We start from the raw sequence: 26208 nt of genomic DNA, 5'->3' as shown, positions 1-26208 counted from the left end.
CAAACCGATGATGATCCTGAACCCGCGCCCCGTTGATGCCACGCCCGTTGCCCATGATCGCGTTTATCGCGCGTTGCGCGGTCGGATCATGCAAGGCGATTTGCCGCCTGGGCAGGGGCTGACACTGCGCGGCATTGGCAAGGAATATGAGGTTTCGATGACCCCTGCACGAGAGGCGGTGCGCCGCCTTGTGGCGGAGGGGGCGCTCACGATGTCATCTTCGGGTCGCGTGACCACACCTGAGTTGAGCAACGAACGGATCGAAGAGCTTGCAGCGCTGCGCGCCCTGATCGAGGTGGAACTGGCCAGCCGCGCCTTGCCCCGTGCACATATGGCATTGATTGAACGGCTGCAGACCATCAACGCGACCATCGCCGAAGCAGTCGCGCATCGGGACGCGGTGAACTACATCAGGACCAATCTGGAATTCCACCGAACCTTGTACTTGCGCGCGCAAGCGCCTGCGATGTTGGCCATGGCCGAAACCGTCTGGCTGCAGATGGGGCCCACGATGCGCGCGCTCTATGGTCGGCTGCGCAAGACGGAACCACCGCAGTTCCACCGGTTGATCATCGCCGCTCTGCGCGCCGGGGATGAGCCGGGTTTGCGTCTCGCGGTGCGCTCGGATGTGACGCAGGGTTTGCGGATGCTGGCCAGCTAAGCCACGTTCTGACGCGACGTCTGCCCTTGTGTATTTCAACCATAAATTGAATTTTACCAAAATTCAGCCCTTTCGGGGACACAATTATACGTTGTATTCAGCGCATGGCGTGAGGGGTTGGACTTTGGTTATTTTTGGTAAGTGGTGTAATGAGCAAAGAGAAAAAAATGTTTTCCGGGAAGATCAGACCCGCGGAGGCAAATGATATTTCGGCTGTACTCAGGATGGTGTCAGAATTGGCTGATCATCACGGGGATGTGGCCACCGTCACGGCACGGGAACTGGTGCGGGATATTCTGGGACCGCAGCCTTGGGTGCGTATTCTGCTGGCCCTTCATGAAGACGAAACCATTGGCTATGCGGCTCTTTGTCCCTTGGCACAGATGCAGTTCGGGGTGCGGGGCATGGACCTGCAGCATCTCTATGTCATCCCGGAGGCGCGCCAAATGGGGGTTGGCAAAGCTCTGATCAAGGCCAGCCAAAGGCTCGCGCAGCACCAAGGTTGCCGATATCTGATCGTTGGGACCCATCCCGACAACACCCTGGCCCAGCAGATTTACCCAGCTTTGGGGTTTGACGAGATCGACCCTCCGGGCCCGCGCTTTCGGATCCGGTTTGAGGCGGCGGTGTAGCGATCAGGCCGCGAGGCCTTTTGCGCCAATTTCAAGGAATTTGTTGCGGCGGTCCGCGACCAAAGCCTGCGCGTCCTTGCCCTTCAGATCCTGCAACATGCCTTCAATGGCGCGTCCAACAGCTGCGATTGCCGTGGCTGCATCGCGGTGCGCGCCGCCCATGGGTTCGGGGATGATCCGGTCAATCACACCCAATTGCTTAAGATCGCTGGCTGTCAGTCGCAGCGCTTCCGCCGCCTCGCGCATCTTTTCCGCGTCTTTCCACAGGATCGAGGCGCAGCCTTCGGGGCTGATCACCGAGTAGACTGAGTGTTCCAGCATGGCCACCCGGTTTGCCGTTGCAAAGGCCACGGCACCGCCGGAGCCACCCTCGCCGATGACCACGGAAATCAGCGGGACGCCGATTTGCAGGCATTTCTCCGTCGCGCGCGCAATGGCTTCGGACTGGCCACGCTCTTCGGCACCTTTGCCCGGGTAGGCGCCGGGCGTGTCGACCAGGGTGATCAGCGGCAGGCCGAACCGATGGGCGATGTCCATCAGGCGGATGGCCTTGCGATACCCTTCAGGACGCGCCATGCCGAAGTTGCGCTCAATACGGGATTTCGTGTCATTGCCCTTTTCATGGCCGATTACCATGACCGGTGTGTCATTGAACCGCGCCAACCCGCCCATCACCGCGTGGTCATCCGCAAAGTTCCGATCACCCGCCAGCGGTGTGTAATCGGTGAAAAGGGCGTTGATGTAGTCCTGACAATGCGGGCGCTCGGGGTGCCGTGCAACCTGGCATTTGCGCCAGGGGGTCAGAGATTTATAAAGGTCTTCCAGCATCGCACTGGCCTTGACGTCCAGCGCTGCCGCTTCTTCGGTGACGTCCATTTCTTCATTGGCGCGCGCGAGGGCCCGGAGTTCCTCCGCCTTGCCTTCGATCTCGGCCAGCGGTTTCTCGAAATCCATGTATTGGGTCATGGTCGACCTTATCGTTGTTGCTCACCCGTATATGGCGGGCATTGCGGGGCAATGCAACGGCTCTCAGGCGGGCAACAGGACGGGGTAGATCGAGGCGATCAGCAATCCGGCCATTGTCCAGTTGAACACCTGCAGGCGGGTCGGATTGGTCAGCACGCGTGCCATCTGCTGGCCCAGGAGGGTCCAAAGCGTGATCGACGGCAGGTTCACAAGGCCAAAGACCACCGCGACGATGGCAAAGGCGGTCAGGGTTTGTCCGGGCGCATAGACCGAGAGTGCGGTGAGCGCCATTGCCCAGGCTTTGGGGTTGACCCATTGAAAGGCGGCCGCCTGGAGAAAGGTCATTGGCGTGCCTTCGGCGGCAGATTTCCGGATTGGTGCGGCGTTGGCGATCTTCCAGGCGAGATACACAAGATAGACAACCGAGAAGACTTTCAGAAGCGTGTAGCTGACCGGGTAGGCGTCAAAGATTCGGACCAACCCGGCGCCGACCAGGATGATCATTGCCGCAAAGCCGATGGAGATGCCCAACATATGAGGAAGGGATCGCGCGAAGCCGTAGTTGGCCCCCGAGGCCATCAGCATCAGGTTGTTCGGGCCCGGGGTTGCCGAGCTGACAAAAGCAAAAAGCGTGAGAGCGGAGAGTATTTCGAAGGTCATGGCGCAATTCTTGCGTTTTTTCGCGGTTAGAAATTGCGTTATCGTGTGTTTTGGGGCAAAGATCGCAACATATGGGCGGAATTGATGAGAAATCAGATCAGATATTGCGTGAGTTGAAGCGCAATGGACGCATCAGTAACCTCGAACTGGCCGACCGGGTGGGTCTTTCGCCTTCTGCGTCGCTCCGCCGGGTACAGGAATTGGAGCGCAGCGGTGTCATCAAGGGCTACCGCGTTGTGCTGGATCCGACGCCGCTCGGGATCGGGTTCGTTGCCTATATCGGGGTTGGGCTGGGGGATCATTCGAAAGCCTCGCAGGAGGCATTCGAGCGAGCGATTTCGCGGGCCCCGGAGGTTGTGGAGTGCCACAATATCACCGGTTCCATCGAGTATCTGCTGCGCGTGGAATGTGCCGATCTGCCCAGCTACAAGAGTTTTCACACGGACAAATTGGGGGCTCTACCACAGGTCAATTCGATCACGTCTTATGTGGTGATGGGGTCGCCCAAGGACGAACGGGCGTAGGCGGATCGCCCGCTGCGCCAAAAGAGATGAATACCTTCGGTGAGGATATTTCGGGCCAGAAGAAACCGCTACTGACTAGCGGCCGTGGCGATTGCGCTGAATTTGGCGTCAAGTTCAGCTGCGAGATCGGCAAGCGCCTGGCCGCCCTCATCTAAATAGGGCGTAAAGACGAAGCCCGGGGTTTTGTAAGAGAGGGTTGCGGTGCCATCCGCCTCTTCGGTGACGTAAAAGCGAATGGGCGCTTCGATCATCGCGGCGGTTGAGGTCGCCAATACTTTCACCGCAAAATCGTTGTTGAACACGCCGACCACGCGGTTTTCCGGAAGGGTAATGCCCCGGTTGCGGGCGGCCCCGGTTGGGCCTGCCTGTGTAACAACACCCATCTTGTTGGCCTTGACCGCCTCTTTCAGGTCGGCCAGGAGCGTTGCGTGCGCCTTGCCGGTTTCGATGACAACCCAACCCTCGCGCGGCGCGATGGATTGCGCCTGGGCGGAAGTGATCCACAGGCAGGTGACGGCAAGGGCAAAGAGTCGGTACATGGGAAGCTCCCGTTTTGGTGTGGACACTCAGCCACCAACCCGCGCGAAAGCCAAATCAAAGATACGTTAGCCGTGGATCATTTCGGACTGACGCACAATGACTTCGGCTTGTTTGATCGAGGCAATGTCCACCAGGCGGCCCTTGTAGACCGTAGCGCCTTCGCCCTTGGCTTTGGCCTCTTCCATGGCTGCGAGGATTTCGCGCGCTTCGGCCACGGCTTCGTCGGAGGGGGTGAAAACCTCATTGGCGATGGCAACCTGCTTGGGGTGAATGGCCCATTTGCCAACCATGCCCAGCGTGGCGGAGCGGCGGGCCTGGGCGCGGAACCCGTCATCGTCCGAGAAATCGCCAAAGGGGCCATCGACGGGCAGAACACCGTGCGTGCGGCAAGCCGCAACAATCGCGGCCTGCGCCCAATGCCAAGGGTCGGACCAGTGTTTCTGACCCTCGCGGATCATGTAGTAGTTTTCCTGCGTGCCGCCAATGCCGGTGGTTTGCATTCCCATGGAGGCGGCGAAATCAGCAGCCCCCAGGCTCATGGCCTGCAGGCGGGGTGAGCTTGCCGCGATCTCCTCAACATGTGCGATGCCAGCGGCGGATTCGATGATGACCTCGAAGCTGATTTTCTTGGCACGCCCCTTGGCGGCTTCAATGGCCGTGACCAGCGCGTCCACGGCGTAGATGTCGCCCGAGCAGCCGACCTTGGGGATCATGATCTGGTCCAACCGATCGCCCGCCTGCTCCAAAAGATCGACCACATCGCGATACCAGAAAGGCGTGTCGAGGCCGTTGATCCGGACGGACAAGGTCTTGGTACCCCAGTCGATGTCAGAGATGGCGGCAATGATGTTCGCGCGCGCGCTGTCCTTGTCGGAGGGCGCGACGCTGTCTTCGAGATCGAGATTGATCACATCTGCAGCGGAGGCCGCCATTTTCTCGAAAATCGCCGGGCGCGACCCGGGACCGAAGAGCTGGCAACGATTGGGGCGGGCAGGGGCGGCAGGCTGGATACGGAAACTCATGCGGGACCTTTGGGTAATAAAATTACGATTGTGTTGCGTCTGTTGGTATTAAATTGCGCAAGATGCTGCAAGTGCATTTTGCAGGTGCAGCATTGGATTCGATGCTCGCCTTTTGGTGTTGTGCTGAATTCTTCGTCCATAACCCTCATCATTAGAATAATCTTGCGTCTGACCGGCAAAACGAGCTTCATTCGCGATGTCATTGCAGGCAAAAGAAGTGAAATTGCACTGAAATTTACGGAGGCTTAACCATGATCCAGACACCATATCTTTTGTTCCTTGGCGACGCGCCGGATCAACTGGCCGCAAAGGTCGCGCAGGGCATCAAGGACTGGCGTCCGGAAAACGCGGTTGGCCAGTTCCGTCTGCCGGGCTGTGGTGCGGACATGGGTCTTACAGACCTGACGCTAGAGGAAGGCCTGAAAGCGGGGGCCAAGACGCTTGTGATCGGCGTGGCCAACCGCGGCGGCGTGATTTCGGATGAATGGAAAGTGGTTTTGGTGCAGGCGTTGCAGATGGGGTATGACATCGCTGCGGGCCTGCACAACCTGCTGCGCAACGAAGATGAGCTGCAGGCAGCGGCGAAGGTCAACGGCGGCACGCTGCATGATGTGCGTGTACCTTCGGTGGCCTATCCGATTGCAAACGGTGTGAAGCGCACGGGCAAGCGGGTGCTGGCGATCGGCACCGATTGTTCCTGCGGCAAGATGTATACCGCGATGTCCATGGACGCCGAGATGGTCAAACGGGGGCTGAAATCCGATTTCCGCGCCACCGGTCAGACGGGTATTCTGATCACCGGCAAGGGCGTGCCGCTGGACGCAGTGATCGCGGATTTCATGGCGGGGGCGGTCGAGTACCTGACACCGGACAATGACGCGGATCACTGGGATCATATCGAAGGACAGGGGAGCCTTTTCCACGTATCCTATTCCGGCGTGACCATGGCGCTGATCCATGGCGGGCAACCGGATGCGCTTATCCTCTGTCACGAGCCGACACGCACGCACATGCGCGGGCTGCCGACATATAGCCTGCCCACGTTGGAGCAATTGCGCGACACCGCACTGCCGATTGCGCGCGTGGCCAATCCTGACTGTCAGGTTACAGGCGTTTCGGTCAACACCAAGGCGCTGGATGAGGACGCGGCAAAGGCGTGCCTACAGGAGATCGAGGACCGGATGGGCCTGCCGGCGTCCGATCCGTTCCGCTTTGGCGCGGGCAAGCTGGTGGATGCGTTGCTGGCGCTGTAAGTCGGTCTTTGTGTCGCCGCGTCGGGCGTGAGTGTTTGAAGAAGGGTAGAGGAGCCAGCATGCGCATTACCGTCAGCCACGATGTATTCCGTCTCGCGCAGGTTTTCACGATCAGCCGAGGGTCGCGGACGGAGGCAAAGGTGCTGACCGTGCAGGTGACGGACGGGACGCATACAGGATGGGGAGAATGCGTGCCCTACGCCCGATATGATGAAACGCTCGACAGTGTAACGGCGGAGATCGAAAATCTGCCCGAGCATGTAACGCGTGCTGCGCTTTACGATCTGCTGCCTGCGGGGGCCGCGCGCAACGCGGTGGACTGCGCGCTATGGGATCTGGAAGCGAAACAAGCAGGCAAACGTGCGTGGGAGCTGGCCGGATTGCCCGCACCGGGGCCAGAGATCACCGCCTATACCCTGTCGCTGGACACGCCCCAAAACATGCGTGCGCAGGCGGCGGTACACGCCCACAGACCCCTGCTGAAAATCAAACTGGGCACGCCGGACGACATGCCCCGGCTGGAGGCGGTGCGTGCGGGCGCGCCGGATGCCAAGATCATCATCGATGCCAACGAGGGCTGGAGCGCTGAGGTCTATGCAGATCTTGCGCCGCATCTGGTGCGTCTGGGCGTGGCACTTGTGGAGCAACCCTTGCCCGCGGGAGAAGACGAGGCGCTGATCGGGATGGAACGTCCTGTACCGGTCTGCGCCGACGAAAGCTGCCATGACCGCGCGAGCCTGTCCAGGCTCAAAGGCAAATACGATGTGATCAATATCAAGCTGGACAAGGCGGGCGGGTTGACCGAGGCGTTGGCGCTGCGCAGCGAGGGGTTGGCGCAGGGCTATGATATCATGATCGGGTGTATGGTCGGTTCCAGCCTGGCGATGGCCCCGGCGGTTTTACTGGCGCAGGGCGCGATGGTCACCGATCTGGATGGCCCGCTGCTGCTGGCCGAAGACCGTGACACGCCGTTGATTTTTGATGAAAAAGGGGTTCACCCGTCTGATGTGGGGTTGTGGGGCTGAGGAATGCCGGTAAACCCTTGAAGACGTGGGATCGAAACCAGCAACCGGCGGCACCCGGACGAAGGAGACCAAAATGCGCACAGTATACTTGAATGGTGACTACCTGCCCGAAAACGAAGCATCGGTCTCGATCTTTGATCGCGGGTTTCTGATGGCTGATGGCGTCTATGAGGTGACCTCGGTTCTGGGCGGCAAGCTGATCGATTTTGACGGTCACGCGGTACGGTTGCAGCGGTCTCTGGACGAATTGGACATGCGCAGCCCGATCAGCAAAGAGGATCTGTTGGAAGTGCACCGCGAGTTGGTGCGCGTCAATGAGATCGACGAAGGCATGATCTATCTGCAGATTACCCGTGGTGCGCCGGGCGATCGGGATTTTGTGTTCCCTGATCCAGAAACGACGGTGCCGACAATCGTGCTCTTTACACAGTCGAAACCGGGATTGGCCAACAGCCCGGCGGCGCAAAAGGGCATGAAGGTCATCAGCATCGAGGACATTCGCTGGGGGCGTCGCGACATCAAAACGGTGCAGTTGCTCTATCCTTCGATGGGCAAGATGATGGCGAAAAAGGCCGGTGCGGATGACGCCTGGATGATCGAAGACGGATTTGTCACCGAAGGCACCAGCAACAACGCCTATATCGTCAAGGGCAACAAGATCATCACACGTGGTCTGAGCAACGATATCCTGCATGGGATCACGCGGGCGGCGGTGCTGCGGTTTGCGCAGGAGGCTCAGATGGAAGTGGAAGAGCGGAATTTCACAATCGATGAGGCGAAAGAGGCGGACGAAGCCTTTATCACCTCGGCTAGCACCTTTGTGATGCCCGTTGTGGAGATTGATGGGGTGGCTTTGGGCGAAGGTGTGCCCGGCCGGGTCGCGCCGCGGCTGCGCGAAATCTATCTGGAAGAAAGCCTGAAAGCCGCGATCTGACGGCGCACCGGCTTTTCTTGATCACGTTAGGACGGGGGGGTCAGCGGATGACCTCGCCTGGAATGTGACCGCAGCTTTCGATCATCTTGAGGTATGCGGCCGTAAAACCCGCCAGCGAAAAGGTTGTGACAGGCTCGCGTGCCGCGGTATCCCTGCTGACACGGTAGATTGAGATCGTCTGCGCGCTGCGCATCGATTGTAGCATCCACAGGATTTCCCGCGGGAAGGGCTGTACGCGCGCGAAGGGGAAAACACCTTCCTCATATCCGGTCTCCAGCGTGGCTTCGGCGCCGGAGCCATCGTCAAATTCATAGATGATGTAGTCGCCGGGCTGGATCTGGGTGCCATAGCCGCGGGGCGCCCGTTCCTCAATGAGCGGCGCGGGATAGTCCAGCGGCGGGCCGGCATCGCCATTGCTTGTGGTGATCGACAGCCGCGGCAGCCCATCACCGCCGGTCGAAGCAGAGCAGGTGCGGCGCAGATCCTGACCGGTGTCGACTTCGGTGATGTAAACCGACCAATCCTTGTACTGCACATAGGTGTTGGCAAGGGGCCAGCCGGGCAAGGCCGCAAGCAGCAAGATAAGCAGAGGTCGCATCCGAAGGCTCCTGTCTCGGGATGCACGGACCCTAACCGCAGATGACTTAACGTGTTGTTACGATTTCAACCCCTGCCCACGTTCTCCGCGAAACTCTTCTCGAATGCCTTTTGCTGATCGCCCGTCGCCTCGGTCTGATAGTTGGTTTTCCACGCGTCCATCGTCATCCCGTAGAACAGTTCGCGCGCTTCCTCTTTGCCGATTTCGACACCCTGTTCCGCGGCCGCCTCCGCATACCAGCGGCTCAGGCAATTCCGGCAAAACCCGGCAAGGTTCATCATGTCGATGTTCTGAACGTCAGTGCGATCTTCCATCAGGTGCTTTTGCAACCGGCGGAATGCGGCGGCCTGAAATTCGATCTCTTGTTGCGATGGCATGGCGGACTCCTTTGTATGACATGTCAGATTGGGTCGGCGCGCGCGCATGTCAACCGCGGACGGTGTGCTTACGTCCTGTACAAATGCGATGTCATCAAGGCTTAATTGAAACCACGCAGGGTGACGGCAGTTGCTCTGCGTGCCATCATGCGACATAAGGTGCGCAAGCCGTTAGCGGTAACAAGCCCAAGAAGGACGACTATCAAGATGAGACGCACCCGCAACGTCAAAATCGTGGCCACCCTCGGACCGGCGTCTGAGACCTACGAGATGATTCATGCGCTCCACACCGCAGGCGCGGATGTGTTCCGGCTCAACATGAGCCACGGCAGCCACGAAGAAATCCGCGAAAAGCACAAGATCATTCGCCAGATCGAAGAAGACACTGGCGGTAGCATCTGTATCCTCGCGGATCTGCAGGGGCCAAAACTGCGTGTCGGTGTCTTCACAAATGAAGATGGCGAGATGCTTGAAGAAGGTGCGTCCTTCCGCATGGATCTGGATACGGCGGAGGGCGATGCGACCCGCGTTTGTCTGCCCCATCCGGAGATTTTTGCGGCCCTTGAACCCGGTGCCAGCCTGCTGGTGAACGACGGTAAAATCCGCCTCAAGGTCAATGAATGTGGGCCCGATTTTGCCAATTGTACGGTGGTTGCGGGCGGCGTGATTTCCAACCGCAAAGGCGTGAATGTGCCGGATGTGGTGCTGCCGCTGGCTGCGCTGTCTGACAAGGATCGCAAGGATCTGGAGTTTGTTTGCGAATTGGGCGTGGACTGGCTGGCGCTTAGCTTTGTCCAACGGCCCGAAGATGTGCTGGAGGCTTCTGATCTTGCAAATGGTCGCGCTGCGATCCTCTCCAAGATCGAAAAACCGGCTGCGGTGCAGAACTTCGAGGATATTCTTAAGGTCAGCGATGGGATCATGGTGGCGCGCGGCGACCTTGGTGTGGAATTGCCGGTGCAGAATGTACCACCGATTCAGAAACGTCTCGTTCGCAAATGCCGGTCTGCGGCCAAGCCCGTGATCGTGGCCACGCAGATGATGGAAAGCATGATCGAAAGCCCGATGCCCACGCGGGCCGAGGTCTCCGATGTGGCAACGGCCATCTATGAGGGTGCGGATGCGGTGATGTTGTCAGCGGAATCCGCAGCGGGTGCCTATCCCGTTGAGGCCGTAACGACGATGAATAACGTCGCCACTGAGGTCGAGCTTGACCCGACCTACACCCAGATCATCGAAGCCTCGCGTGAGAGCAAAGGTGCCACCATCGCGGATGGGATCGTCTCGGCGGCACGGGAGATCGCTGAGACCACGGATATCAAGGCCATCTGCTGTTTCAGCCAAAGCGGTACAACCGCCCTGCTGGTTGCGCGCGAACGGCCCCGTGTGCCCATTCTGGCGATGACCCCGCTGGTGCGCACGGCGCGCCGCCTGACGCTGAGCTGGGGCACCAATTGCGTGATCACCGACAAGCTGGAACGGTTCAAGCTTGCGGTTGTTGCCTCGGCGCGGGCCGCCCTGCGCCAAGGATATGCCGAGGAAAACGACCAGATCGTCGTGACCGCGGGTGTGCCCTTCAATGTGCCGGGCAGCACGAATATTCTGCGCGTTGCCCCCTGTGACGAACGTTTGATTTTCAATACCGATCCAGAGTAAACTTGCCCCGGCGATACGGGGGAAGGGTCAGGCGATGGATGCAGACACAGCTATGGTGCTGGGGATCATCATTGGTGCGTTTTCACTTATTTCAATCTTTTCGGCGCTGGTGGATCGGCGGGTGCCGCGCGCATCGGCACTCACGGTTTTGCTGGCCACAGGGCTGATTGTCTACGCCTCTGCCACGTCTCCGGTTGGCTACACCGCCGCGTCGCTGCCCAAAACCTTCGTGCAGGTGTTTGTGAAATATCTGCCCTGAGACACCCGTGCCGTTGCTGGGGCCAATCGGCTCTTGCCATATTCGGTGCAACCTCTTAAAGAGCGGCTTCTGAGTTGCGGGACCGGCCAATGTGGCATGCCGAGTCGCGTGAGATACCGATCTGAACGATAGGAGACGGAAATGCCCAAGATGAAGACGAAATCGAGCGCCAAGAAGCGCTTCAAGGTGACGGCCACTGGCAAGGTCATCGGCGGTCAGGCTGGCAAACGCCACGGCATGATCAAACGGACGCGCAAATTCATCCGGAATGCACGCGGGACAACAGAATTGTCCGCACCAGATGCCAAAATCGTCAAGGGCTTCATGCCCTACGACCGCTAAGTGACAGGAGAACTGATATGAGCCGAGTTAAAGGTGGAACCGTCACCCACGCGCGTCACAAGAAGGTCATCAAGGCCGCCAAAGGCTACTACGGTCGTCGCAAGAGCACCTTCAAGGTTGCCCGCCAGGCCGTCGACAAAGCCAACCAATACGCCACCCGTGACCGTAAGAACCGCAAGCGCAATTTCCGGGCGTTGTGGATCCAGCGGATCAACGCAGCTGTGCGCAGCCACGACGAGGCGCTGACCTACAGCCGCTTCATCAACGGTCTGAGCCTTGCAGGTATCGAAGTGGACCGTAAAGTACTGGCCGACTTGGCCGTGCATGAACCCGATGCATTTGGTGCGATCGTCAAACAGGCACAAGACGCACTGGCCGCCTGAAGCCATTGTGAACAGGAATTGAGAAAGCCGCTCCAAAAGGGGCGGCTTTTTTCGTTTCAGACCCCATATGGGGTGGGCGGCAGAAACCGGTTCGGGCGCCCCGCAATAAGCTGACCGCAGCCTATTGAGCGGGTGCCGTTAAGTGATACAACCCCGGACAGAGAAACCTACAAGAATTTCAGATGGCAGCGACCGGCAGTAAAAATCAAAAGAGCGATGAAGAGCCTGATCTGAAGGATCGGATCGTCAGCGCCGTGATCATCGGGATCATCAGGTCACTGACGCTGTTGCCCTACCGGACGCGCGTGCCCGTTGGTGGTTGGGTGATCTCGCGGCTGGTGGCGCCGGTCATCGGGTATCGCGGGCGGATCCGCGATAACATGCATTTCATCTTCCCCGATATGCCCGAGGAAGACGTGGCGCAAATGACCCGAGATGTGCCCGATCAGATTGGGCGCACCTTGTGTGAGCTGTTTTCGCCCAAGAAACTTGTCGAAACCGCGCGGAATACACCGATTACGGGGGACGGGCTTGCCGCCATCGACGCAGCACGCGAGGCCGGACGCCCGGTCATTCTGGTGTCAGGTCATATCGGCAACTACGACATCGTGCGCTCTAAGCTGATCCAGCGCGGTCTGCAGGTGGGCGGGCTCTACCGGAGCATGAACTACAAGGGGTTCAATGACTTCTACGTCTCGCGCATTTCGCAGGTCGGCACGCCGCTGTTTCTGCGGGGGCGGCGCGGGATGGGCGAAATGGTCAGGTTTCTCAAAGCGGGCAACGCGATTGCCTTGCTGATCGATCAGCACATGCAGGCGGGTGCGCCGCTCACGTTTTTTGGTCACCGGGCCTATACCGCGCTGTCCGCGGCGGAGCTTGCGCTGCGGTACGACGCGCTCTTGGTGCCCTGCTATGGTATTCGCCAACCCGATGGGCTGAGCTTCGAGATGATTGTCGAGCCGCCCATCCCGCATACCACCCCCGAAGAAATGACCCAGGCCCTCAACGACAGCCTTGAGGCTCAGGTGCGCGCGAACATGTCGCAATGGCTCTGGGTGCACCGCCGCTGGAAATCATCCTAGCCCGATTCTCGGGCGGATCCTTGGCGCGCGCTCCTCTGCTGGCTGATCCGGACTTGCGCGTTGCAGGTGCAAAAGAGATAAACACTCTCAGAAAACCAACGATTTCGGGGAGAGATCATGATGTGGAAATTTCTGACCAGCGTCGCTCTGGGAACTGTCTTGATGGCTGGAGCCGCCGCGGCGCAAAGCTGCGCGGATGGCAAAACCCTCGCGGAAGGCAAGCTGACCATCGCAACCGGCAACCCGGCGTATTATCCTTGGGTGATCGATGACGCGCCGGAGAGCGGGCAAGGATTTGAAGCCGCCTTGGCTTATGCGCTGGCCGATGCGATGGGCTTTGCCGAAGGGGACGTGGTCTGGACCCGCACCTCCTTCGATCAGGCGATCCAGCCGGGCGCCAAGAATTTTGACCTCAACATGCAGCAATTCTCGATCACGGCGGAGCGTGACAAGGTCGTCGACTTTTCCGAGCCTTACTACACCGCCCCGATGGCGGTACTGGTCCGGGGTGGCGATGGTCTGGACCCGAGCCTCGATGCGATGAAGGAGATGAAATGGGGCGTGGTGGCCTCGACCACGGCGCTGCCGGTTGTGATGGAAACCATTTCGCCCGGCTCCAGCCCGCTCGTTTATGACGACAATGCGAATGTTGTCGAAGCCATGAAAGCGGGGCAGGTCGATGCGGCGCTGTTTGATCTGCCGACCGCGCTTTATCTCTCCGCGGTCGTGCTGGAAGGCGGTGCCGTCCTGGGTCAGTTTGCACCGGATGAGACGGCAAACCCCGATCACTTCGGTATGCTGATGACCGAAGGCAACCCGCTGAAGGAATGTGTGGATGCGGCGCTGGCGGCGCTGAAATCGGATGGCACATTGGCGGCCATTGAGGCCGAATGGCTGCAGGAAGCGACGGGTGTGCCATTGATCAAATAAGGCGCCGATGAACCGCAGACAGGCATATGAGGCGGGGCAGCGACGACGCGCGCTGAGGGTTGCGGGCATCAGTACGGCCCTTGTGCTGGCTGCGATCATGGTGCTTGTGCCCTTGGCGCCGGGTTGGCCGCAGGTGAAGGCCAGCTTTTTCGACGGTGCGGTCTTTGCGCAGACCTTTCCGACGCTGCTCCGCGCCTTTCTGATCGACGTGATGATCTTCGCCTGGTCGGTGCCGCTCATTCTGGCGTTGGGCTTGGCGATTGCACTGGCCAGGGGCGCGCAGGCCCCGGCGCTTTTCCCGCTGCGGATTTTTGGCGCAGTCTACGTCGACGTATTTCGCGGTGTGCCGGTTGTGTTGACGATCTACCTGATCGGTTTTGGTGTGCCGGGCCTGGGCCTGCCGCGCCCGTGGAACAGCCCCTATATCTGGGGTACCGTTGCCCTGGTGCTGACCTATTCCGCCTATGTGGCTGAAGTCTTGCGCTCTGGCATCGAAAGCATTCATGCCAGCCAGCGCAACGCGTCGATCTGTCTGGGGCTGAGCGAGCGTGACACCATGCGCTACGTCATTCTGCCACAGGCCATCCGCCGGGTTGTGCCCGCCAATATGAACATGCTGGTGGCGCTGCAAAAAGATGTGGCGCTGTTGAGCTTCATCGGTCCGGTGGAGATCCTGCGCCAGGCGGGGATCTACAAAAGCCTGCTGGCAAATTTTACACCCTATGTGGTCGCCGCGGTGATTTTCCTGCTGGTGACGGTGCCCGCAACCCGCTACGCCGATCATCTGCTGAACCGGGACCGCAATGCCAGAAGCTAAGCTGTCTCTGCGCGGTGTGACCAAGTCATTTGGCGACAATGCGGTCCTGCGCGGCATCGATATGGATGTGGCGGCAGGTGAAATGATTTGCCTGATCGGCGCGTCCGGATCCGGAAAGTCGACCTTGCTGCGCTGTATCAACCAGTTGGAACCGATTGACGATGGTGTTGTCTTGCTCGACGGGCTGGACATCTCGGAACCCGGACTCGATCTGGGGCCGATAAGACGCCGGATTGGGATCGTGTTCCAGTCTTACAACCTTTTTCCGCATATGAGCGCTGTGGAGAACGTGTTGCTGGCGCCACGACGGGTGCTGAAGGAAGAGGCCGGTGCACTGCGCGTCCGTGCCGAAGCCCTTTTTGAACGTTTCGGGCTGGCGCAGCATATCGAGAAATATCCCGATCAGCTTTCAGGCGGTCAGCAGCAACGTGTGGCGGTCATTCGGGCGCTGGCCATGCGCCCTGAGATCATGCTCTTTGATGAAATCACGGCGGCGCTGGACCCCGAGCTTGTGGGTGAGGTTTTGAATGTTCTGCGCCAGTTGCGTGGCGAAGGCATGACCATGCTGTTGGCGACCCATGAGATGGGGTTTGCGCGTGAGCTGGCGGACCGTGTGTGCTTTATGGACGGCGGTGTGATTGTTGAGGAAGGCCTCCCGGAGGAGATTTTTTCCACCCCACAGGTTGCCCGCACACAAGCCTTTTTACGGTCGGTGCTGCGATAAGCGTTGTTGCTGAGATACGCAGCCTGACCTATCGCCACAGATCATTCTATTGAAAATTTTCAAATATTTACAGAGCCTTGCCCTGGAAGGAGAATCGGTATGGCAGCCTGTGGCTATCGAACAGGGAAGATCCACGACCCGGCGCGTTCAAACTGGCAAAACAGCGGTGACCGGCCCATTGCGTGGTCGGCGTGGTACCCGATTGAGGGTCATAAGGATGCAGAGCGTGCCGAAGGGCATTTCTTTGATTTGGGGCATGTGATCCGGAACGCCGATCTGGCTGGCAAGGCGAGGCTACCGGTGGTTCTGCTGTCGCACGGCACTGGCGGCACAGCGGAAAGCCTGGGATGGTTGGCACGGTTCCTTGCGTGCAAGGGCCATGTGGTTATCGGGGCCAATCACCATGGAAACACCGGATTGGAACCCTACGATGCAGCGGGTTTCCTGTGCTGGTGGGAACGGGCGGCAGACCTCTCCCTGCTGCTGACATCGCTCAGCACAACGGGGTTTTTCGCCAATAGGTTTGACGATAATCACGTATCGGCAATTGGCTTTTCGCTCGGGGCTCATACTGTGCTGGCACTGGGCGGCGCCAGAACCTCGCTGACGACATTCGACGCCTGGCGCCGTGCCAACACCATAGTGGACAGCGGCCCGGCAGAATTTCCTGACGTGGCGGATCAAATCCCGGTTCTCGAAAAAACATCGGAGGCTTTTCGACGCTCTTGGGCCCGGCACGGCGAGGATTTTTCCGACAGCCGCATCGGGACGCTGGCCGCCATCGCACCTGCGCCGCCCATCCGGTCGTTCACCCCACAAACCATCGCGGCGCTGAAGTTACCTGTTACGGTGCTGACCGGCGGCGCGGACCTTGAGGCACCGTCCGCGCAATGTGCGGACTGGCTTATGCGGCAAAACAAGAGCTTTCAGCGATATGATCTGGGGCAAAACGTAGGGCACTACACCTTTCTTTCGCCACCGTCTGACAAGTCGCTTGTCGGGAAAATCGATGTCTTTTCAGACCACAAAGATGTCGACCGAAAGCAGGTACATCGCGCTGCGGCTGACATCGTACTGGCGGCGATAGGATGATCCACATATCAAGCGCATTGATCTGGATCGAAAAACATTTGGGTCCTGCCGCGCGGGCGCGCCTTGCAATCATCGGTCATTCTGCTAGCACCGCTTCAAGATGAACCTGCGAGGCAGAGATGGACGATCTCAAGCAAAAATACCTTGGTCAGATTGCAGATGCTGCAGATGAGGCAACGCTGGAATCCATCCGGCTGGCGGCTGTGGGCAAGAAGGGCGAAGTTGCGCTGAAAATGCGTGAACTTGGCAAAATGACCCCTGAGGAGCGCCAGGTGGCGGGGCCAGTTCTTAACGCGTTGAAAGACGAGATCAATTCCGCGCTTACAGCGAAAAAAGCCGGTCTGGCAGATGCCGCACTGGATGCGCGCCTGCGCGAGGAATGGCTGGATGTGACGCTACCGGCGCGCGGGCGTCCGCAGGGCACCATCCACCCGATCTCTCAGGTCAGCGAAGAGGTCACCGCCATCTTTGCCGAGATGGGTTTTTCCGTGGCGGAAGGGCCGCGGATTGACACGGACTGGTACAACTTCGATGCGCTGAACATTCCCGGTCATCACCCGGCACGGGCGGAGATGGACACCTTTTACATGCACCGCGCCGAAGGCGACAATCGCCCGCCGCATGTTCTGCGCACACACACCAGCCCGGTGCAAATCCGGTCGATGGAGAAGATGGGCGCACCGATGCGGATCATCTGTCCCGGTGGTGTCTACCGCGCGGATTATGATCAGACGCACACGCCGATGTTCCATCAGGTCGAAGGGCTGGCGATCGACACGGACATCTCTATGGCGCATCTGAAATGGGTGCTCGAAGAATTTGTGAAGGCCTATTTCGAGGTGGACGGTGTGGACCTGCGCTTCCGTGCGTCGCATTTCCCGTTCACGGAACCTTCGGCCGAGGTCGATATTCGCTGTTCCTGGGAAGGTGGTACGCTGAAAGTGGGCGAAGGTGACGACTGGCTGGAAATCCTCGGCAGTGGCATGGTGCACCCCAAAGTCCTGTCCGCAGGTGGGATCGATCCAGAATACTGGCAGGGCTTTGCTTTTGGTATGGGGATCGACCGGATCGCGATGCTGAAATACGGCGTTCCTGATCTGCGAGCTTTCTTCGATTCCGACCTGCGGTGGCTGCGTCACTATGGTTTCGCCAGCCTCGACCAGCCCAACCTGCACGGTGGGCTGAGCCGCTAGTAGCCGGGGAGGGGAAGCAACATGCTGAAAATTCTCATTGTTGATTCCGATCCCGGCGATGCCAACACGCGCAATCAGGCGGAGGTCGGGCACACCACGGGAGAGGGTTACGCCGACGCGCTGAAAGCCTGCCGCAGCGATCTGACAATCGACATCGTATCCCCCTACGACGGTGAAGACTTGCCCGACCTTGCAGGTTTTGACGGGGCCGTTTTCACCGGGTCGGGCGTTGCGTGGTGCACGGACGCGCCAGAGGCAAAACCCCTGGCTGCAGCCATGCAGCGGTGCTTTGCCGTCGGGCTGCCGACGCTTGGGTCTTGTAACGGTATGCAGCTTGCCGCGACAGTTCTGGGGGGTCGCAACCATGCCTCCCCGAATGGTCGCGAAGATGGTCTGGCGCGGGACATTCAATTGACCGCGCCCGGTCGGCGCCATCCGCTGCTAGCCGGGCGCCAGGATGGGTATGCGGTGCCTTGTGTGCACCGGGATGAGGTTGCGCAATTGCCCGATGGCGCGGTTTTACTGGCGACAAATGCGCATAGCGATGTGCAGGCCTTTGCCTATGAGCAGGACGGCATCCGCTTTTGGGGTGTGCAATATCATCCCGAATACACGCTGCCGTTTATTGGCGGGCGGGTGCGTGCGTGGGATCGTCTGCCGGATCAGCAAGCGCGCGATATCGAGATCGCCGACACGGACCCGGAGGCCGCAAAGCGCCTGCGCGTGCGCTACGAGGATATGCAATCGGACATGCGGTTGACCGAATTGCGCAACTGGCTTGCGAGCCTCTGATCCGAACTATCGCGCTTGTGAAGTGACAGTGGGTGCGTGATCCCTAAGGTGCTTTTCATGAAGTATTTGATAGCGTTACTGGGTGTCCTGCTGTGGGCAAATACTGCCACCGCCATGGGCCCCTGGAACAGGGAGTGCGAAGGTGAGACCCCCTGCCTTCTGGGCGACCGCAGCTATCATGTCCGCGCCCCGGACGATTGGGATGGGGTGACGCCTCTGCCCATCATGCTGCATTTTCACGGGTGGCAACGACAAGGCACTTTGATCGTACAACATCAGCGGATTTCCGGGGCAACACGCCGACGCGGGGTTTTGCTGGTGGCCCCGAATGGTCTCGGGCGCAGTTGGGACTTCTGGCGTGCTGGCACCGATGATGTTGGGTTCGCGCGCGCGGTTCTGCAGGATGTTAAAAAGCGCTACCCCGTCCTTGCAGATCAGGTTTTTGTGTCGGGCTATTCCTGGGGCAGCAACATGGCCTGGCGGTTTGTCTGTGAGGATGGCGCGGATGTGGCCGCCCTGCTGGCCATTTCTGGAACGCTTAGCCAGACAGAAGATTGCGTGACGGCGCCCCAAGAGGTGCGGCAGGTTTACGGTTTAAACGATCAGGTTCTGGATTATCCCTACGGCCCAAATGGCGAGTTGGACTACCCGGTGTATCTGTGGCGAGAGAAATTCGGTTGCGATGCCGGCGCCCCGCAGGGCCCGTGGAATGCGCGCGACTTTCTGACCTTTGAGCGGACGACATGGGACTGTTCCGGGGGGCGTGTCAGCCTTGATATCCACCCGGGTGGGCATTTTATCCCGCATGGCTGGATCGCGCGTCAGCTCGACGAATTGCTGGGGCTGCCGAACTCATATCCTTAGGCCGCACCATTGGCTCTGCTATGGCTTCCCCCTCTGGTCGCTTTGAGCTATCAGGGCGCGACATAGAATTGACGCCGGTGATACCCCATGAAATTCACGCTCTCCTGGTTGAAAGACCATCTGGACACATCTGCAACGCTGGATGAAATCCTCTACGCCCTGACCGACCTCGGACTGGAAGTCGAAGGCGTCGAGGATCGGGGTGCGAAACTGCGCGATTTTACCATCGGCTACGTCAAATCTGCGGAAAAGCATCCGGATGCCGACCGTCTGCGTGTGTGCCAGGTAGACACGGATGAAGGTATCAAGCAGATCATCTGTGGCGCCCCAAATGCGCGGACAGGTATCACCGTCGTTGTCGCCAAGCCGGGCGTCTACGTGCCGGGCATCGACACGACGATTGGCGTCGGCAAAATCCGTGGCATCGAGAGCTTTGGCATGATGGCCTCCGAGCGCGAAATGGAGCTGAGTGACGAGCACGATGGCATCATCGAACTGCCCTCGGGCGAGGTCGGGCAGTCTTTCGTCGATTGGCTGGCCGAGAACGATCCGGCCAAAGTGGACCCGGTGATCGAGATTGCGATCACACCAAACCGCCCCGATGCCTTGGGTGTGCGCGGCATCGCCCGCGATTTGGCAGCGCGCGGGCTCGGCAAGCTCAAGAAACGCGATGTGGACGCGGTCGAGGGGGTATTCCCGTGCCCGATCACCGTCACCATCGAAGGTGACACGCTGGACCAATGCCCGGTGTTCTATGGCCGCATGATCCGTGGCGTGACCAACGGGCCGTCGCCTGCATGGTTGCAGGATTGTCTGCGCGCGATTGGCTTGCGCCCGATCTCCTTTCTCGTGGATGTGACCAATTTCTTCACCTATGACCGCAACCGCCCATTGCACGTCTTCGACGCGGACAAGATCGCCGGCAACGCCCTGCGTGTTCACCGCGCCGCAGGGGGCGAAACGCTGGTTGGTCTGGATGAAACCGAATACACCTTCAGCGAGGGCATGACGCTAATCTCGGACGCCAATGGTGTCGAAAGCATTGGTGGCGTGATGGGCGGTCTGGCTTCTGGTTGTACGCCCGAGACCACGAATGTGTTCATCGAAGCGGCTTATTTTGATCCCATTCGGACGGCCTATACCGGTCGTGCACTCAAGATCAATTCCGACGCCCGCTACCGGTTTGAACGGGGCATCGACCCGGCCTGGACGCCCTATGGCATCGAACACGCGACCCGCATGATCCTCGATCACGCAGGGGGCGAGGCATCTGAGGTGATTGTCGCGGGCAAAGTTCCAGATACCGACCGCGCCTACAAGCTCGATGCTGCACGTGTGCAGTCGCTGGTGGGTATGGACATTCCCGAAAGCGAACAGCGGCAGACGCTGACCTCGCTGGGTTTCATCCTCGAAGGTAATATGGCGCATGTGCCAAGCTGGCGTCCGGACGTTCAGGGCGAGGCTGATCTGGTGGAGGAGGTCGCGCGGATTGCGTCACTGAAGAAGCTGAAGGGCAAACCGCTGCCGCGCCTTACGGACGGCGTGCCCAAGCCGATCCTGTCGCCGATGCAACGCCGCGAGGCGATTGCGCGCCGAACCTGCGCGGCCCGGGGGTACAATGAATGCGTGACCTACAGCTTCATCGATCAGACATCCGCCAAGCTCTTTGGCGGCGGTGACGATACCACGCGCCTTGAAAACCCGATCAGCAGTGACATGAGCCACATGCGGCCCGCGCTTTTGCCCGGGCTGTTGCAGGCGGCTGCCCGCAATCAGGCCCGTGGGTTTGCCGATGTCGCGCTTTTTGAAGTCGGACCGGCCTTTCACGGGGGTGAACCGGGGGAGCAGCATTTGCTGGTGAGCGGATTGCTGGTGGGACGCACCGGTCCAAAGGACGTGCACGGTGCATCGCGCGGTGTCGATGTTTTTGACGTCAAAGCCGATGCGGAGGCGGTTCTTTCCGCCATGGGCGCCCCGGCAAAGGTGCAAATTCTGCGTGGTGCTGCGGAGTGGTGGCACCCCGGGCGGCACGGCATGATCTGTCTGGGGCCAAAGAAAGTGCTGGGCATTTTCGGTGAAGTGCATCCGAGGGTTCTGGCGGCGATGGATGTGAAAGGCCCGGCAATGGCCTTCACCCTCTGGCCTGCCGAAGTGCCGATGCCACGCAAAACCGGCGCCTCCCGTGGTGCGCTGCACATCAGCGATCTGCAGGCTGTCGAGCGTGACTTTGCCTTTGTTGTCGATGCTGAAGTAGAAGCGCTGACCCTCGTCAATGCGGCGATGGGGGCGGACAAGGCGCTCATTCGGGACGTGCGCATTTTCGACGAATTCATCGGCGGCAGTCTGGGGGCGGGCAAGAAATCACTGGCCCTGACCGTACGGATGCAGCCGGAGACGGAAACGCTTAAGGACAAGGACATCGAAGCTGTTAGCGCCAAGGTCGTGGAAAAGGTTACCAAAGCCACCGGCGGTGTCCTGCGCGACTAAGCTGCGGGACATTCCATCGCCGCGTTCTATGTCGTCACCCTGACGCGGGGTGATCACACCCGTGCACCAAGGAGAAAGACATGACACTCAAAGTTTATCTGTCCGGTGAAATTCATACTGACTGGCGGGACCAGATCATGACGGGGGCGCAGTCTCTCGACGTTGCCTTTGACAGTCCGGTCACAGATCACGCAGCCAGCGATGATTGCGGGGTGTCAATTCTGGGCGCCGAGGACAACAAATACTGGCATGATCACAAAGGGGCGATGGTCAATGCGATCCGTACCCGCAAAGGCATCGCAGATGCGGATGTTGTGGTTGTGCGGTTTGGCGATCAATACAAGCAGTGGAATGCGGCCTTTGACGCAGGCTATGCGTCAGCCTTGGGCAAGTCGCTGATTATTCTGCATGGCCCCGATCACGCGCATGCTTTGAAAGAGGTGGATGCCGCCGCTCTGGCCGTGGCGCAGGAACCGGCGCAGGTTGTCGACATCCTGAAATATGTGCTGACCGGCACATTGCCGGCGTAAAGCCGGGCGGCCTTGCATCGGCATGTGTCCATATCTCGGACAAGGCATGCAGATTAGCTAAAGACGCTACTCTGCACGTTTGTTTATGATGGTTCGCGCGGTGGGATCAGCAACCCCTTGGCAACGGCCGGACGCTCAAGAAAACGCTCAAGATACGCTGCCGCATTCTTGTGATCCGCAAAGCCAACGACCTCTTTTGCTTCGTAAAAATCGAGTGCCCGCAACCAGGGCGCTATCGCGATATCCGCAATGGAATAATCACCGGCAATCCAGGTTTTGCCTTCCAGTACCCCGTCCAACACGCCCAACAGGCGTTTTGCCTCGTCAATGTAGCGTTGTTGCGGGCGCTTATCTTCCCATTGCGACCCGGCGAATTTGTAAAAGAACCCAAGCTGGCCAAACATCGGACCGAGCCCGCCCATCTGGAACATCAGCCATTGGGATATTTGCGCCTTCTCGGCTGCATTGGAACCATGCAGTTTTCCTGATTTTTCGGCCAAATACAGCAGGATCGCACCGCTCTCAAACAGCGTCACCGGGGCGCCGTCGGGGCCATTCGGGTCAATAATCGCGGGGATCTTGTTGTTTGGATTCAGCGACAGGAATTCCGGGCTTTTGACGTCCGCGTCCGACAGGGTCACCGTATGCGCCTCGTAGGGGATGCCCATTTCTTCCAGAGCAATGGATACCTTCACCCCATTGGGGGTGGGGAAGGAGTACAACTGTAGAACGCCGGGGTCCTTTGCGGGCCATTTGTCGTTGATCATAAAGTGTGACAGGTCGGCCATCAGGCATCTCCTTCTAAAGTTAGGGGTAAGACATAGGCGGATTTCCCCGCAAAAACAGTCTCGCCTGCGCGCAGCAATGTGTTAACAAACGCACATTGGGCAAAACCACGAAGAAAAAGCCCACGAAAGACAGTGTGAGGGACACCTATGATCAATGAATTCAAAGACTTTATCGCCAAAGGCAATGTCATGGACATGGCCGTCGGCATCATCATCGGGGCGGCATTTACGGCGATTGTGACATCGTTGGTGGGCGATCTGATCAACCCTATTATCGCGCTCTTTACAGGCGGCATCGATTTCTCCGGTTGGTTCTACGTTCTGGGCGAAGAAAGCTTTGCATCCATCGAAGCCGCCACCGAAGCAGGCGTGCCTGTGTTTGCTGTCGGCAAGTTCGTCATGGCGATCATGAATTTCCTGATCGTTGCCTTCGTGGTTTTCTTGTTGGTGAAGATGGTCAATCGCATCAAGGAAAACGCCGAGAAAGAAAAAGAGGCAGCACCAGAAGAGCCCAAAGGCCCATCTGAATTGGATGTGCTGTTGGAAATTCGCGACTCGTTGAAGCGCGCTGACTGACAAAAACAGATGTTCAAAAAGGCCCGCAGTTCGAAAGATGCGGGCCTTTTTCGTGTCTACAGCAGAGCGATCAGAGTCTCCGCACCCTTAGTGCGCAAGGCATGGGTTTCTGCAAGTTCCGGGTCGTCGATCCATGCTTGTGCGGCGTCCCGATCCGGGAACGTCAAGATCGCCACACCATCCGGCAGCGATTGTGCACCTTCCAGTCGGGTCAGCTCAGTAGAGGCCTGCAAGACCGCGCCACCGTGGCGCGCCAGGGCAGCCCCTGCTTTTTCGCGATAAGCGGCAAGCGCTTCTGGATCTTTGAGCTTCAGGGTGGCAACGGCATGTGCGGTCATTTTATGTCCTTTCGGTGAATGTCTGAACACGAAATTATGATCCCTGACCTTGTGCGAAAACACTTCAGCTGTGCATATCTCATGTGCAATAACGATCAGCATGGTGGATTGGGATGATCTCAGATACGTGCTGGAAACGGTGCGACATGGCGGGTTGAGCGGGGCTGCGCGGGCGTTGAAAGTAAACCACGCAACCGTGTCACGTCGCATTGCCGCTGCCGAACGTGCGATGGGCGCACGCTTGTTTGACCGCGCGCCGGGTGGCTATCGCCCAACCGATGCCGGACAGGAAGCGGCACGTATCGCGGAACGGATGGAGACTGCGAGCCATGAGTTGAGCCGCAGTCTGAGCGCCCGGGATCAGCAGCTTAGCGGTGCGTTGACCGTTACCGCGCCGCAACTGATGGTCGAAAGGGTGCTGGCCCCGATCCTGAAGGACTTTAAAGAACTCTACCCGGCGATCGAGCTGAAAATCATTGCCGCAAACCGCCAGTTAAACCTGGCTGCGCATGAAGCCGATGTGGCGTTTCGCATTTCTGACACCCCCGGCGATACCCTGGTCGGGCGGCGGGTGACGGAGCAATCGGCGGCAGTCTATGTGGGCAAGGAACAGGCCGCGCGCCTGCGCGCAGATCCGACGCTCCCCCTCGATTGGATAAGATTTGCGCATTGGCCGGGCCCGCCCGACGTGTTGAAAGAGGCCTGGCCCACGCGTCGTGTCACCCTGACGGTGGATGACATGTACGCGGCCCTCGCAGGTGTGCGTGCCAACATCGGTGCCACTCGGATGCCGTGTTTCCTGGGAGACGCAGAGCCCGAGATGGAAAGGCTGCCACGGGTGCCGCTGTTGCCCTACAGGCCGATCTGGGTACTGACCCATGCAGATCTGCGGGGCACGCGCAAAGTGACAACCTTCACCGAATTCGCCGCCTCCAGAATAAACCGCATGCGCCCCCTTTTCGAGGGGCGCTTTTTCGACACGCTTGTCAGCCCTTGATGGCCACGCTTGGGGCGATCACGTCGATCCCAAGCGCCTTACCCACCGCGTAATAGGTCAGCTGCCCAGCATGTACATTCAACCCGTTCATCAAATGCGGATCGTCGCTGCAGGCTTGGCGCCAGCCCTTATCGGCGAGGGCCAGCATGAATGGCATCGTCGCGTTCCCAAGCGCAATGGTAGAGGTCCGGGCAACTGCGCCCGGCATGTTTGCGACGCAGTAATGCATGATACCATCGACATCATAGATCGGGTCCTGATGCGTCGTGGCTTTGGATGTTTCAAAACAGCCGCCCTGGTCGATCGCGACGTCAACAAGTGCCGTACCCGGTTTGAGTTGGCTCAACTGCGCGCGACTGATGAGCTTGGGGGCGGCGGCACCGGGGATGAGGACCGCGCCGATGATCATGTCCGCCGCCTGCGCCAGTTCAAGCGTATTGCCCGCGGAGGCATAAGAGGTTTTGAAAGTCCCGCCAAAAACATCGTCCAGATAGCGGAGCCGTGGCAGCGACCGGTCCAGCACGGTCACGTCGGCGCCCATGCCAGCCGCGATTTTCGCAGCATGGGTGCCCACAACGCCGCCGCCAATCACGACAACGCGCGCTGGCCCCACGCCGGGAACGCCGCCCATCAAAACGCCGCGACCGCCGTTGGCTTTTTGCAGTGTCCACGCTCCAACCTGGGGTGCGAGACGCCCGGCGACCTCGGACATCGGGGCGAGCAATGGCAAACCGCCCCGGTCATCGGTCACGGTCTCATAGGCGATGCAGGTCGCGCCGGAGGCGAGAAGGTCGTGTGTCTGATCGGGATCCGGCGCAAGGTGCAGGTAGGTAAAGAGCAGCTGGCCTTCGCGCAGCATCTTGCGCTCACCGGATTGCGGTTCTTTGACCTTGACGATCATATCCGCAGTGCCGAAGATCTCCGCGGCCGTTTCGATGATCCGGGCACCAGCGGTGCGGTAGTCGTCGTCCTCAAATCCGGCACCGGCGCCTGCGCCAGCCTGGATCAGGACTTCATGACCATGGTTTACGGCTTCCTGAGCCGCATTGGGCGTGATGCCGACGCGAAATTCTTGCGGTTTGATCTCTGTTGGGCAACCGATAATCATGGGTGTCTCCTCCACCAAGTCGTTGTGTGGTGAATACGACAAGCCCCGCGCAATGTGG

31 protein-coding genes are annotated in these 26208 nt (G+C 59.3%); 22 read left to right on the top strand and 9 right to left on the bottom strand.

Translation table 11 applies throughout. From position 1 onward, the window contains the following. Nucleotides 1-10: 10 nt before the first annotated feature. The gene (locus tag Q1A20_RS12730) at nucleotides 11-661 is read left to right on the top strand and encodes a GntR family transcriptional regulator (RefSeq protein ID WP_299408254.1); all 651 of its coding nucleotides are present in this window, start codon (nucleotides 11-13) and stop codon (nucleotides 659-661) included. 236 nt (nucleotides 662-897) lie between these two features. Further along, on the top strand, nucleotides 898-1293 hold the full coding sequence (locus tag Q1A20_RS12725) for a GNAT family N-acetyltransferase (RefSeq protein ID WP_299408251.1): 396 nt from the start codon (nucleotides 898-900) through the stop codon (nucleotides 1291-1293). Between the two features lie 3 nt (nucleotides 1294-1296). Here Q1A20_RS12725 and Q1A20_RS12720 read toward each other — a convergent pair whose 3' ends face one another. Then, nucleotides 1297-2259, bottom strand: a complete 963-nt coding sequence (locus Q1A20_RS12720; protein WP_299408248.1) for an acetyl-CoA carboxylase carboxyltransferase subunit alpha — start codon at nucleotides 2257-2259, stop codon at nucleotides 1297-1299. A gap of 63 nt (nucleotides 2260-2322) precedes the next feature. Beyond that, on the bottom strand, nucleotides 2323-2919 hold the full coding sequence (locus Q1A20_RS12715; protein ID WP_299408245.1) for a LysE family translocator: 597 nt from the start codon (nucleotides 2917-2919) through the stop codon (nucleotides 2323-2325). 71 nt (nucleotides 2920-2990) lie between these two features. On the opposite strand from Q1A20_RS12715, the gene Q1A20_RS12710 reads away from it, so the two are divergent. Then, nucleotides 2991-3443: an Lrp/AsnC family transcriptional regulator gene (locus tag Q1A20_RS12710; protein ID WP_299408242.1), complete on the top strand. Its 453-nt coding sequence runs from the start codon at nucleotides 2991-2993 to the stop codon at nucleotides 3441-3443. A gap of 68 nt (nucleotides 3444-3511) precedes the next feature. Here Q1A20_RS12710 and Q1A20_RS12705 read toward each other — a convergent pair whose 3' ends face one another. Both Q1A20_RS12705 and Q1A20_RS12700 read right to left on the bottom strand, forming a co-directional pair. Further along, nucleotides 3512-3982: a DUF302 domain-containing protein gene (locus tag Q1A20_RS12705; protein ID WP_299408240.1), complete on the bottom strand. Its 471-nt coding sequence runs from the start codon at nucleotides 3980-3982 to the stop codon at nucleotides 3512-3514. Nucleotides 3983-4048: 66 nt separating this feature from the next. Further along, nucleotides 4049-5005 (bottom strand): L-malyl-CoA/beta-methylmalyl-CoA lyase, encoded by a 957-nt coding sequence (locus Q1A20_RS12700; protein ID WP_299917023.1) that lies wholly within the window; start codon nucleotides 5003-5005, stop codon nucleotides 4049-4051. A 251-nt stretch (nucleotides 5006-5256) separates the two neighbouring features. Here Q1A20_RS12700 and dgcN point away from each other — a divergent pair, with 251 nt between their 5' ends. The 3 genes from dgcN to Q1A20_RS12685 all read left to right on the top strand — a co-directional run bounded on the left by dgcN (nucleotide 5257) and on the right by Q1A20_RS12685 (nucleotide 8217). Further along, a complete protein-coding gene (dgcN, locus tag Q1A20_RS12695; protein WP_299408235.1) occupies nucleotides 5257-6258 on the top strand; it encodes an N-acetyltransferase DgcN in 1002 nt (333 codons plus the stop codon). 59 nt (nucleotides 6259-6317) lie between these two features. Beyond that, nucleotides 6318-7283 carry an N-acetyl-D-Glu racemase DgcA gene (gene dgcA / locus Q1A20_RS12690; protein ID WP_299408232.1) on the top strand — a complete coding sequence of 322 codons (966 nt, stop codon included), beginning with the start codon at nucleotides 6318-6320 and terminating at the stop codon, nucleotides 7281-7283. Nucleotides 7284-7356: 73 nt separating this feature from the next. Next, nucleotides 7357-8217: a D-amino-acid transaminase gene (locus Q1A20_RS12685; RefSeq protein ID WP_299408229.1), complete on the top strand. Its 861-nt coding sequence runs from the start codon at nucleotides 7357-7359 to the stop codon at nucleotides 8215-8217. Between the two features lie 40 nt (nucleotides 8218-8257). On the opposite strand, the gene Q1A20_RS12680 is transcribed toward Q1A20_RS12685, so the two are convergent. Next, nucleotides 8258-8815 (bottom strand): hypothetical protein, encoded by a 558-nt coding sequence (locus tag Q1A20_RS12680; protein WP_299408228.1) that lies wholly within the window; start codon nucleotides 8813-8815, stop codon nucleotides 8258-8260. 65 nt (nucleotides 8816-8880) lie between these two features. Then, the gene (locus Q1A20_RS12675) at nucleotides 8881-9192 is read right to left on the bottom strand and encodes a DUF1244 domain-containing protein (RefSeq protein ID WP_299408225.1); all 312 of its coding nucleotides are present in this window, start codon (nucleotides 9190-9192) and stop codon (nucleotides 8881-8883) included. Nucleotides 9193-9399: 207 nt separating this feature from the next. Here Q1A20_RS12675 and pyk point away from each other — a divergent pair, with 207 nt between their 5' ends. The 14 genes from pyk to Q1A20_RS12605 all read left to right on the top strand — a co-directional run bounded on the left by pyk (nucleotide 9400) and on the right by Q1A20_RS12605 (nucleotide 22343). Then, entirely contained in the window at nucleotides 9400-10848 is a 1449-nt protein-coding gene (gene pyk, locus Q1A20_RS12670; RefSeq protein WP_298974580.1) for a pyruvate kinase, read from the top strand. A gap of 34 nt (nucleotides 10849-10882) precedes the next feature. Next, entirely contained in the window at nucleotides 10883-11107 is a 225-nt protein-coding gene (locus Q1A20_RS12665) for a hypothetical protein (RefSeq protein WP_298974583.1), read from the top strand. Between the two features lie 141 nt (nucleotides 11108-11248). Next, nucleotides 11249-11449 (top strand): 50S ribosomal protein L35, encoded by a 201-nt coding sequence (gene rpmI, locus Q1A20_RS12660; protein ID WP_298920221.1) that lies wholly within the window; start codon nucleotides 11249-11251, stop codon nucleotides 11447-11449. Nucleotides 11450-11466: 17 nt separating this feature from the next. Further along, the gene (gene rplT, locus Q1A20_RS12655) at nucleotides 11467-11832 is read left to right on the top strand and encodes a 50S ribosomal protein L20 (protein ID WP_138662406.1); all 366 of its coding nucleotides are present in this window, start codon (nucleotides 11467-11469) and stop codon (nucleotides 11830-11832) included. Between the two features lie 182 nt (nucleotides 11833-12014). Beyond that, a complete protein-coding gene (locus tag Q1A20_RS12650) occupies nucleotides 12015-12914 on the top strand; it encodes a lysophospholipid acyltransferase family protein (RefSeq protein ID WP_298974586.1) in 900 nt (299 codons plus the stop codon). A gap of 162 nt (nucleotides 12915-13076) precedes the next feature. After that, a complete protein-coding gene (locus tag Q1A20_RS12645) occupies nucleotides 13077-13844 on the top strand; it encodes an ABC transporter substrate-binding protein (protein WP_299917090.1) in 768 nt (255 codons plus the stop codon). A 7-nt stretch (nucleotides 13845-13851) separates the two neighbouring features. Continuing rightward, entirely contained in the window at nucleotides 13852-14661 is an 810-nt protein-coding gene (locus tag Q1A20_RS12640; RefSeq protein WP_299408216.1) for an amino acid ABC transporter permease, read from the top strand. Then, nucleotides 14648-15385 (top strand): amino acid ABC transporter ATP-binding protein, encoded by a 738-nt coding sequence (locus Q1A20_RS12635; protein ID WP_299408213.1) that lies wholly within the window; start codon nucleotides 14648-14650, stop codon nucleotides 15383-15385. Before Q1A20_RS12640 ends, Q1A20_RS12635 begins: the two co-directional genes overlap by 14 nt. Nucleotides 15386-15484: 99 nt before the next feature. Then, nucleotides 15485-16477: a hypothetical protein gene (locus tag Q1A20_RS12630; RefSeq protein ID WP_299408211.1), complete on the top strand. Its 993-nt coding sequence runs from the start codon at nucleotides 15485-15487 to the stop codon at nucleotides 16475-16477. A gap of 119 nt (nucleotides 16478-16596) precedes the next feature. After that, a complete protein-coding gene (pheS, locus tag Q1A20_RS12625) occupies nucleotides 16597-17670 on the top strand; it encodes a phenylalanine--tRNA ligase subunit alpha (RefSeq protein ID WP_299408209.1) in 1074 nt (357 codons plus the stop codon). Between the two features lie 21 nt (nucleotides 17671-17691). Beyond that, the gene (locus Q1A20_RS12620) at nucleotides 17692-18462 is read left to right on the top strand and encodes a type 1 glutamine amidotransferase (RefSeq protein ID WP_299408207.1); all 771 of its coding nucleotides are present in this window, start codon (nucleotides 17692-17694) and stop codon (nucleotides 18460-18462) included. Between the two features lie 57 nt (nucleotides 18463-18519). Beyond that, entirely contained in the window at nucleotides 18520-19326 is an 807-nt protein-coding gene (locus Q1A20_RS12615) for a polyhydroxybutyrate depolymerase (RefSeq protein WP_299408205.1), read from the top strand. An 87-nt stretch (nucleotides 19327-19413) separates the two neighbouring features. After that, nucleotides 19414-21813 carry a phenylalanine--tRNA ligase subunit beta gene (gene pheT, locus Q1A20_RS12610; protein WP_299408203.1) on the top strand — a complete coding sequence of 800 codons (2400 nt, stop codon included), beginning with the start codon at nucleotides 19414-19416 and terminating at the stop codon, nucleotides 21811-21813. An 80-nt stretch (nucleotides 21814-21893) separates the two neighbouring features. Next, nucleotides 21894-22343: a YtoQ family protein gene (locus Q1A20_RS12605; RefSeq protein WP_298974599.1), complete on the top strand. Its 450-nt coding sequence runs from the start codon at nucleotides 21894-21896 to the stop codon at nucleotides 22341-22343. Between the two features lie 83 nt (nucleotides 22344-22426). On the opposite strand, the gene Q1A20_RS12600 is transcribed toward Q1A20_RS12605, so the two are convergent. Then, a complete protein-coding gene (locus tag Q1A20_RS12600; protein WP_299917017.1) occupies nucleotides 22427-23131 on the bottom strand; it encodes a glutathione S-transferase N-terminal domain-containing protein in 705 nt (234 codons plus the stop codon). Between the two features lie 147 nt (nucleotides 23132-23278). Between Q1A20_RS12600 and mscL the strand changes: the two genes are divergently transcribed. Then, complete coding sequence (mscL, locus tag Q1A20_RS12595) at nucleotides 23279-23707, top strand: large conductance mechanosensitive channel protein MscL (RefSeq protein WP_298974603.1); 429 nt, start codon at nucleotides 23279-23281, stop codon at nucleotides 23705-23707. 56 nt (nucleotides 23708-23763) lie between these two features. Here mscL and Q1A20_RS12590 read toward each other — a convergent pair whose 3' ends face one another. Continuing rightward, nucleotides 23764-24045 (bottom strand): DUF1330 domain-containing protein, encoded by a 282-nt coding sequence (locus tag Q1A20_RS12590; RefSeq protein ID WP_298974606.1) that lies wholly within the window; start codon nucleotides 24043-24045, stop codon nucleotides 23764-23766. Nucleotides 24046-24145: 100 nt separating this feature from the next. On the opposite strand from Q1A20_RS12590, the gene Q1A20_RS12585 reads away from it, so the two are divergent. Next, nucleotides 24146-25042: a LysR family transcriptional regulator gene (locus tag Q1A20_RS12585; RefSeq protein ID WP_299735089.1), complete on the top strand. Its 897-nt coding sequence runs from the start codon at nucleotides 24146-24148 to the stop codon at nucleotides 25040-25042. Here Q1A20_RS12585 and ald read toward each other — a convergent pair. Continuing rightward, complete coding sequence (gene ald / locus Q1A20_RS12580; protein ID WP_299917016.1) at nucleotides 25032-26150, bottom strand: alanine dehydrogenase; 1119 nt, start codon at nucleotides 26148-26150, stop codon at nucleotides 25032-25034. The genes Q1A20_RS12585 and ald overlap by 11 nt on opposite strands. Between the last annotated feature and the right edge of the window lie 58 nt (nucleotides 26151-26208).

It is taken from the genome of uncultured Roseobacter sp. (assembly GCF_947501835.1).
GTDB lineage: Bacteria > Pseudomonadota > Alphaproteobacteria > Rhodobacterales > Rhodobacteraceae > Roseobacter.
Note: the sequence above shows the minus strand (reverse complement) of the source record. Positions and strands in the feature narration are given on the sequence as shown.

What these genes read in the sequence shown, in the direction of transcription:
- Q1A20_RS12680 (WP_299408228.1), bottom strand. Translation starts at nt 8,815, where the DNA reads ATGCGACCTCTGCTTATCTTGCTGCTTGCGGCCTTGCCCGGCTGGCCC.
- Q1A20_RS12705 (WP_299408240.1), bottom strand. Translation starts at nt 3,982, where the DNA reads ATGTACCGACTCTTTGCCCTTGCCGTCACCTGCCTGTGGATCACTTCC.
- Q1A20_RS12700 (WP_299917023.1), bottom strand. Translation starts at nt 5,005, where the DNA reads ATGAGTTTCCGTATCCAGCCTGCCGCCCCTGCCCGCCCCAATCGTTGC.
- rpmI (WP_298920221.1), top strand. Translation starts at nt 11,249, where the DNA reads ATGCCCAAGATGAAGACGAAATCGAGCGCCAAGAAGCGCTTCAAGGTG.
- pheS (WP_299408209.1), top strand. Translation starts at nt 16,597, where the DNA reads ATGGACGATCTCAAGCAAAAATACCTTGGTCAGATTGCAGATGCTGCA.
- Q1A20_RS12590 (WP_298974606.1), bottom strand. Translation starts at nt 24,045, where the DNA reads ATGACCGCACATGCCGTTGCCACCCTGAAGCTCAAAGATCCAGAAGCG.
- Q1A20_RS12640 (WP_299408216.1), top strand. Translation starts at nt 13,852, where the DNA reads ATGAACCGCAGACAGGCATATGAGGCGGGGCAGCGACGACGCGCGCTG.
- rplT (WP_138662406.1), top strand. Translation starts at nt 11,467, where the DNA reads ATGAGCCGAGTTAAAGGTGGAACCGTCACCCACGCGCGTCACAAGAAG.
- Q1A20_RS12605 (WP_298974599.1), top strand. Translation starts at nt 21,894, where the DNA reads ATGACACTCAAAGTTTATCTGTCCGGTGAAATTCATACTGACTGGCGG.
- dgcA (WP_299408232.1), top strand. Translation starts at nt 6,318, where the DNA reads ATGCGCATTACCGTCAGCCACGATGTATTCCGTCTCGCGCAGGTTTTC.
- Q1A20_RS12730 (WP_299408254.1), top strand. Translation starts at nt 11, where the DNA reads ATGATCCTGAACCCGCGCCCCGTTGATGCCACGCCCGTTGCCCATGAT.
- Q1A20_RS12620 (WP_299408207.1), top strand. Translation starts at nt 17,692, where the DNA reads ATGCTGAAAATTCTCATTGTTGATTCCGATCCCGGCGATGCCAACACG.
- Q1A20_RS12715 (WP_299408245.1), bottom strand. Translation starts at nt 2,919, where the DNA reads ATGACCTTCGAAATACTCTCCGCTCTCACGCTTTTTGCTTTTGTCAGC.
- pyk (WP_298974580.1), top strand. Translation starts at nt 9,400, where the DNA reads ATGAGACGCACCCGCAACGTCAAAATCGTGGCCACCCTCGGACCGGCG.
- Q1A20_RS12585 (WP_299735089.1), top strand. Translation starts at nt 24,146, where the DNA reads ATGGTGGATTGGGATGATCTCAGATACGTGCTGGAAACGGTGCGACAT.
- Q1A20_RS12645 (WP_299917090.1), top strand. Translation starts at nt 13,077, where the DNA reads ATGGCTGGAGCCGCCGCGGCGCAAAGCTGCGCGGATGGCAAAACCCTC.
- Q1A20_RS12665 (WP_298974583.1), top strand. Translation starts at nt 10,883, where the DNA reads ATGGATGCAGACACAGCTATGGTGCTGGGGATCATCATTGGTGCGTTT.
- Q1A20_RS12630 (WP_299408211.1), top strand. Translation starts at nt 15,485, where the DNA reads ATGGCAGCCTGTGGCTATCGAACAGGGAAGATCCACGACCCGGCGCGT.
- dgcN (WP_299408235.1), top strand. Translation starts at nt 5,257, where the DNA reads ATGATCCAGACACCATATCTTTTGTTCCTTGGCGACGCGCCGGATCAA.
- pheT (WP_299408203.1), top strand. Translation starts at nt 19,414, where the DNA reads ATGAAATTCACGCTCTCCTGGTTGAAAGACCATCTGGACACATCTGCA.
- Q1A20_RS12685 (WP_299408229.1), top strand. Translation starts at nt 7,357, where the DNA reads ATGCGCACAGTATACTTGAATGGTGACTACCTGCCCGAAAACGAAGCA.
- Q1A20_RS12720 (WP_299408248.1), bottom strand. Translation starts at nt 2,259, where the DNA reads ATGACCCAATACATGGATTTCGAGAAACCGCTGGCCGAGATCGAAGGC.
- Q1A20_RS12600 (WP_299917017.1), bottom strand. Translation starts at nt 23,131, where the DNA reads ATGGCCGACCTGTCACACTTTATGATCAACGACAAATGGCCCGCAAAG.
- mscL (WP_298974603.1), top strand. Translation starts at nt 23,279, where the DNA reads ATGATCAATGAATTCAAAGACTTTATCGCCAAAGGCAATGTCATGGAC.
- ald (WP_299917016.1), bottom strand. Translation starts at nt 26,150, where the DNA reads ATGATTATCGGTTGCCCAACAGAGATCAAACCGCAAGAATTTCGCGTC.
- Q1A20_RS12650 (WP_298974586.1), top strand. Translation starts at nt 12,015, where the DNA reads ATGGCAGCGACCGGCAGTAAAAATCAAAAGAGCGATGAAGAGCCTGAT.
- Q1A20_RS12710 (WP_299408242.1), top strand. Translation starts at nt 2,991, where the DNA reads ATGGGCGGAATTGATGAGAAATCAGATCAGATATTGCGTGAGTTGAAG.
- Q1A20_RS12675 (WP_299408225.1), bottom strand. Translation starts at nt 9,192, where the DNA reads ATGCCATCGCAACAAGAGATCGAATTTCAGGCCGCCGCATTCCGCCGG.
- Q1A20_RS12615 (WP_299408205.1), top strand. Translation starts at nt 18,520, where the DNA reads ATGAAGTATTTGATAGCGTTACTGGGTGTCCTGCTGTGGGCAAATACT.
- Q1A20_RS12635 (WP_299408213.1), top strand. Translation starts at nt 14,648, where the DNA reads ATGCCAGAAGCTAAGCTGTCTCTGCGCGGTGTGACCAAGTCATTTGGC.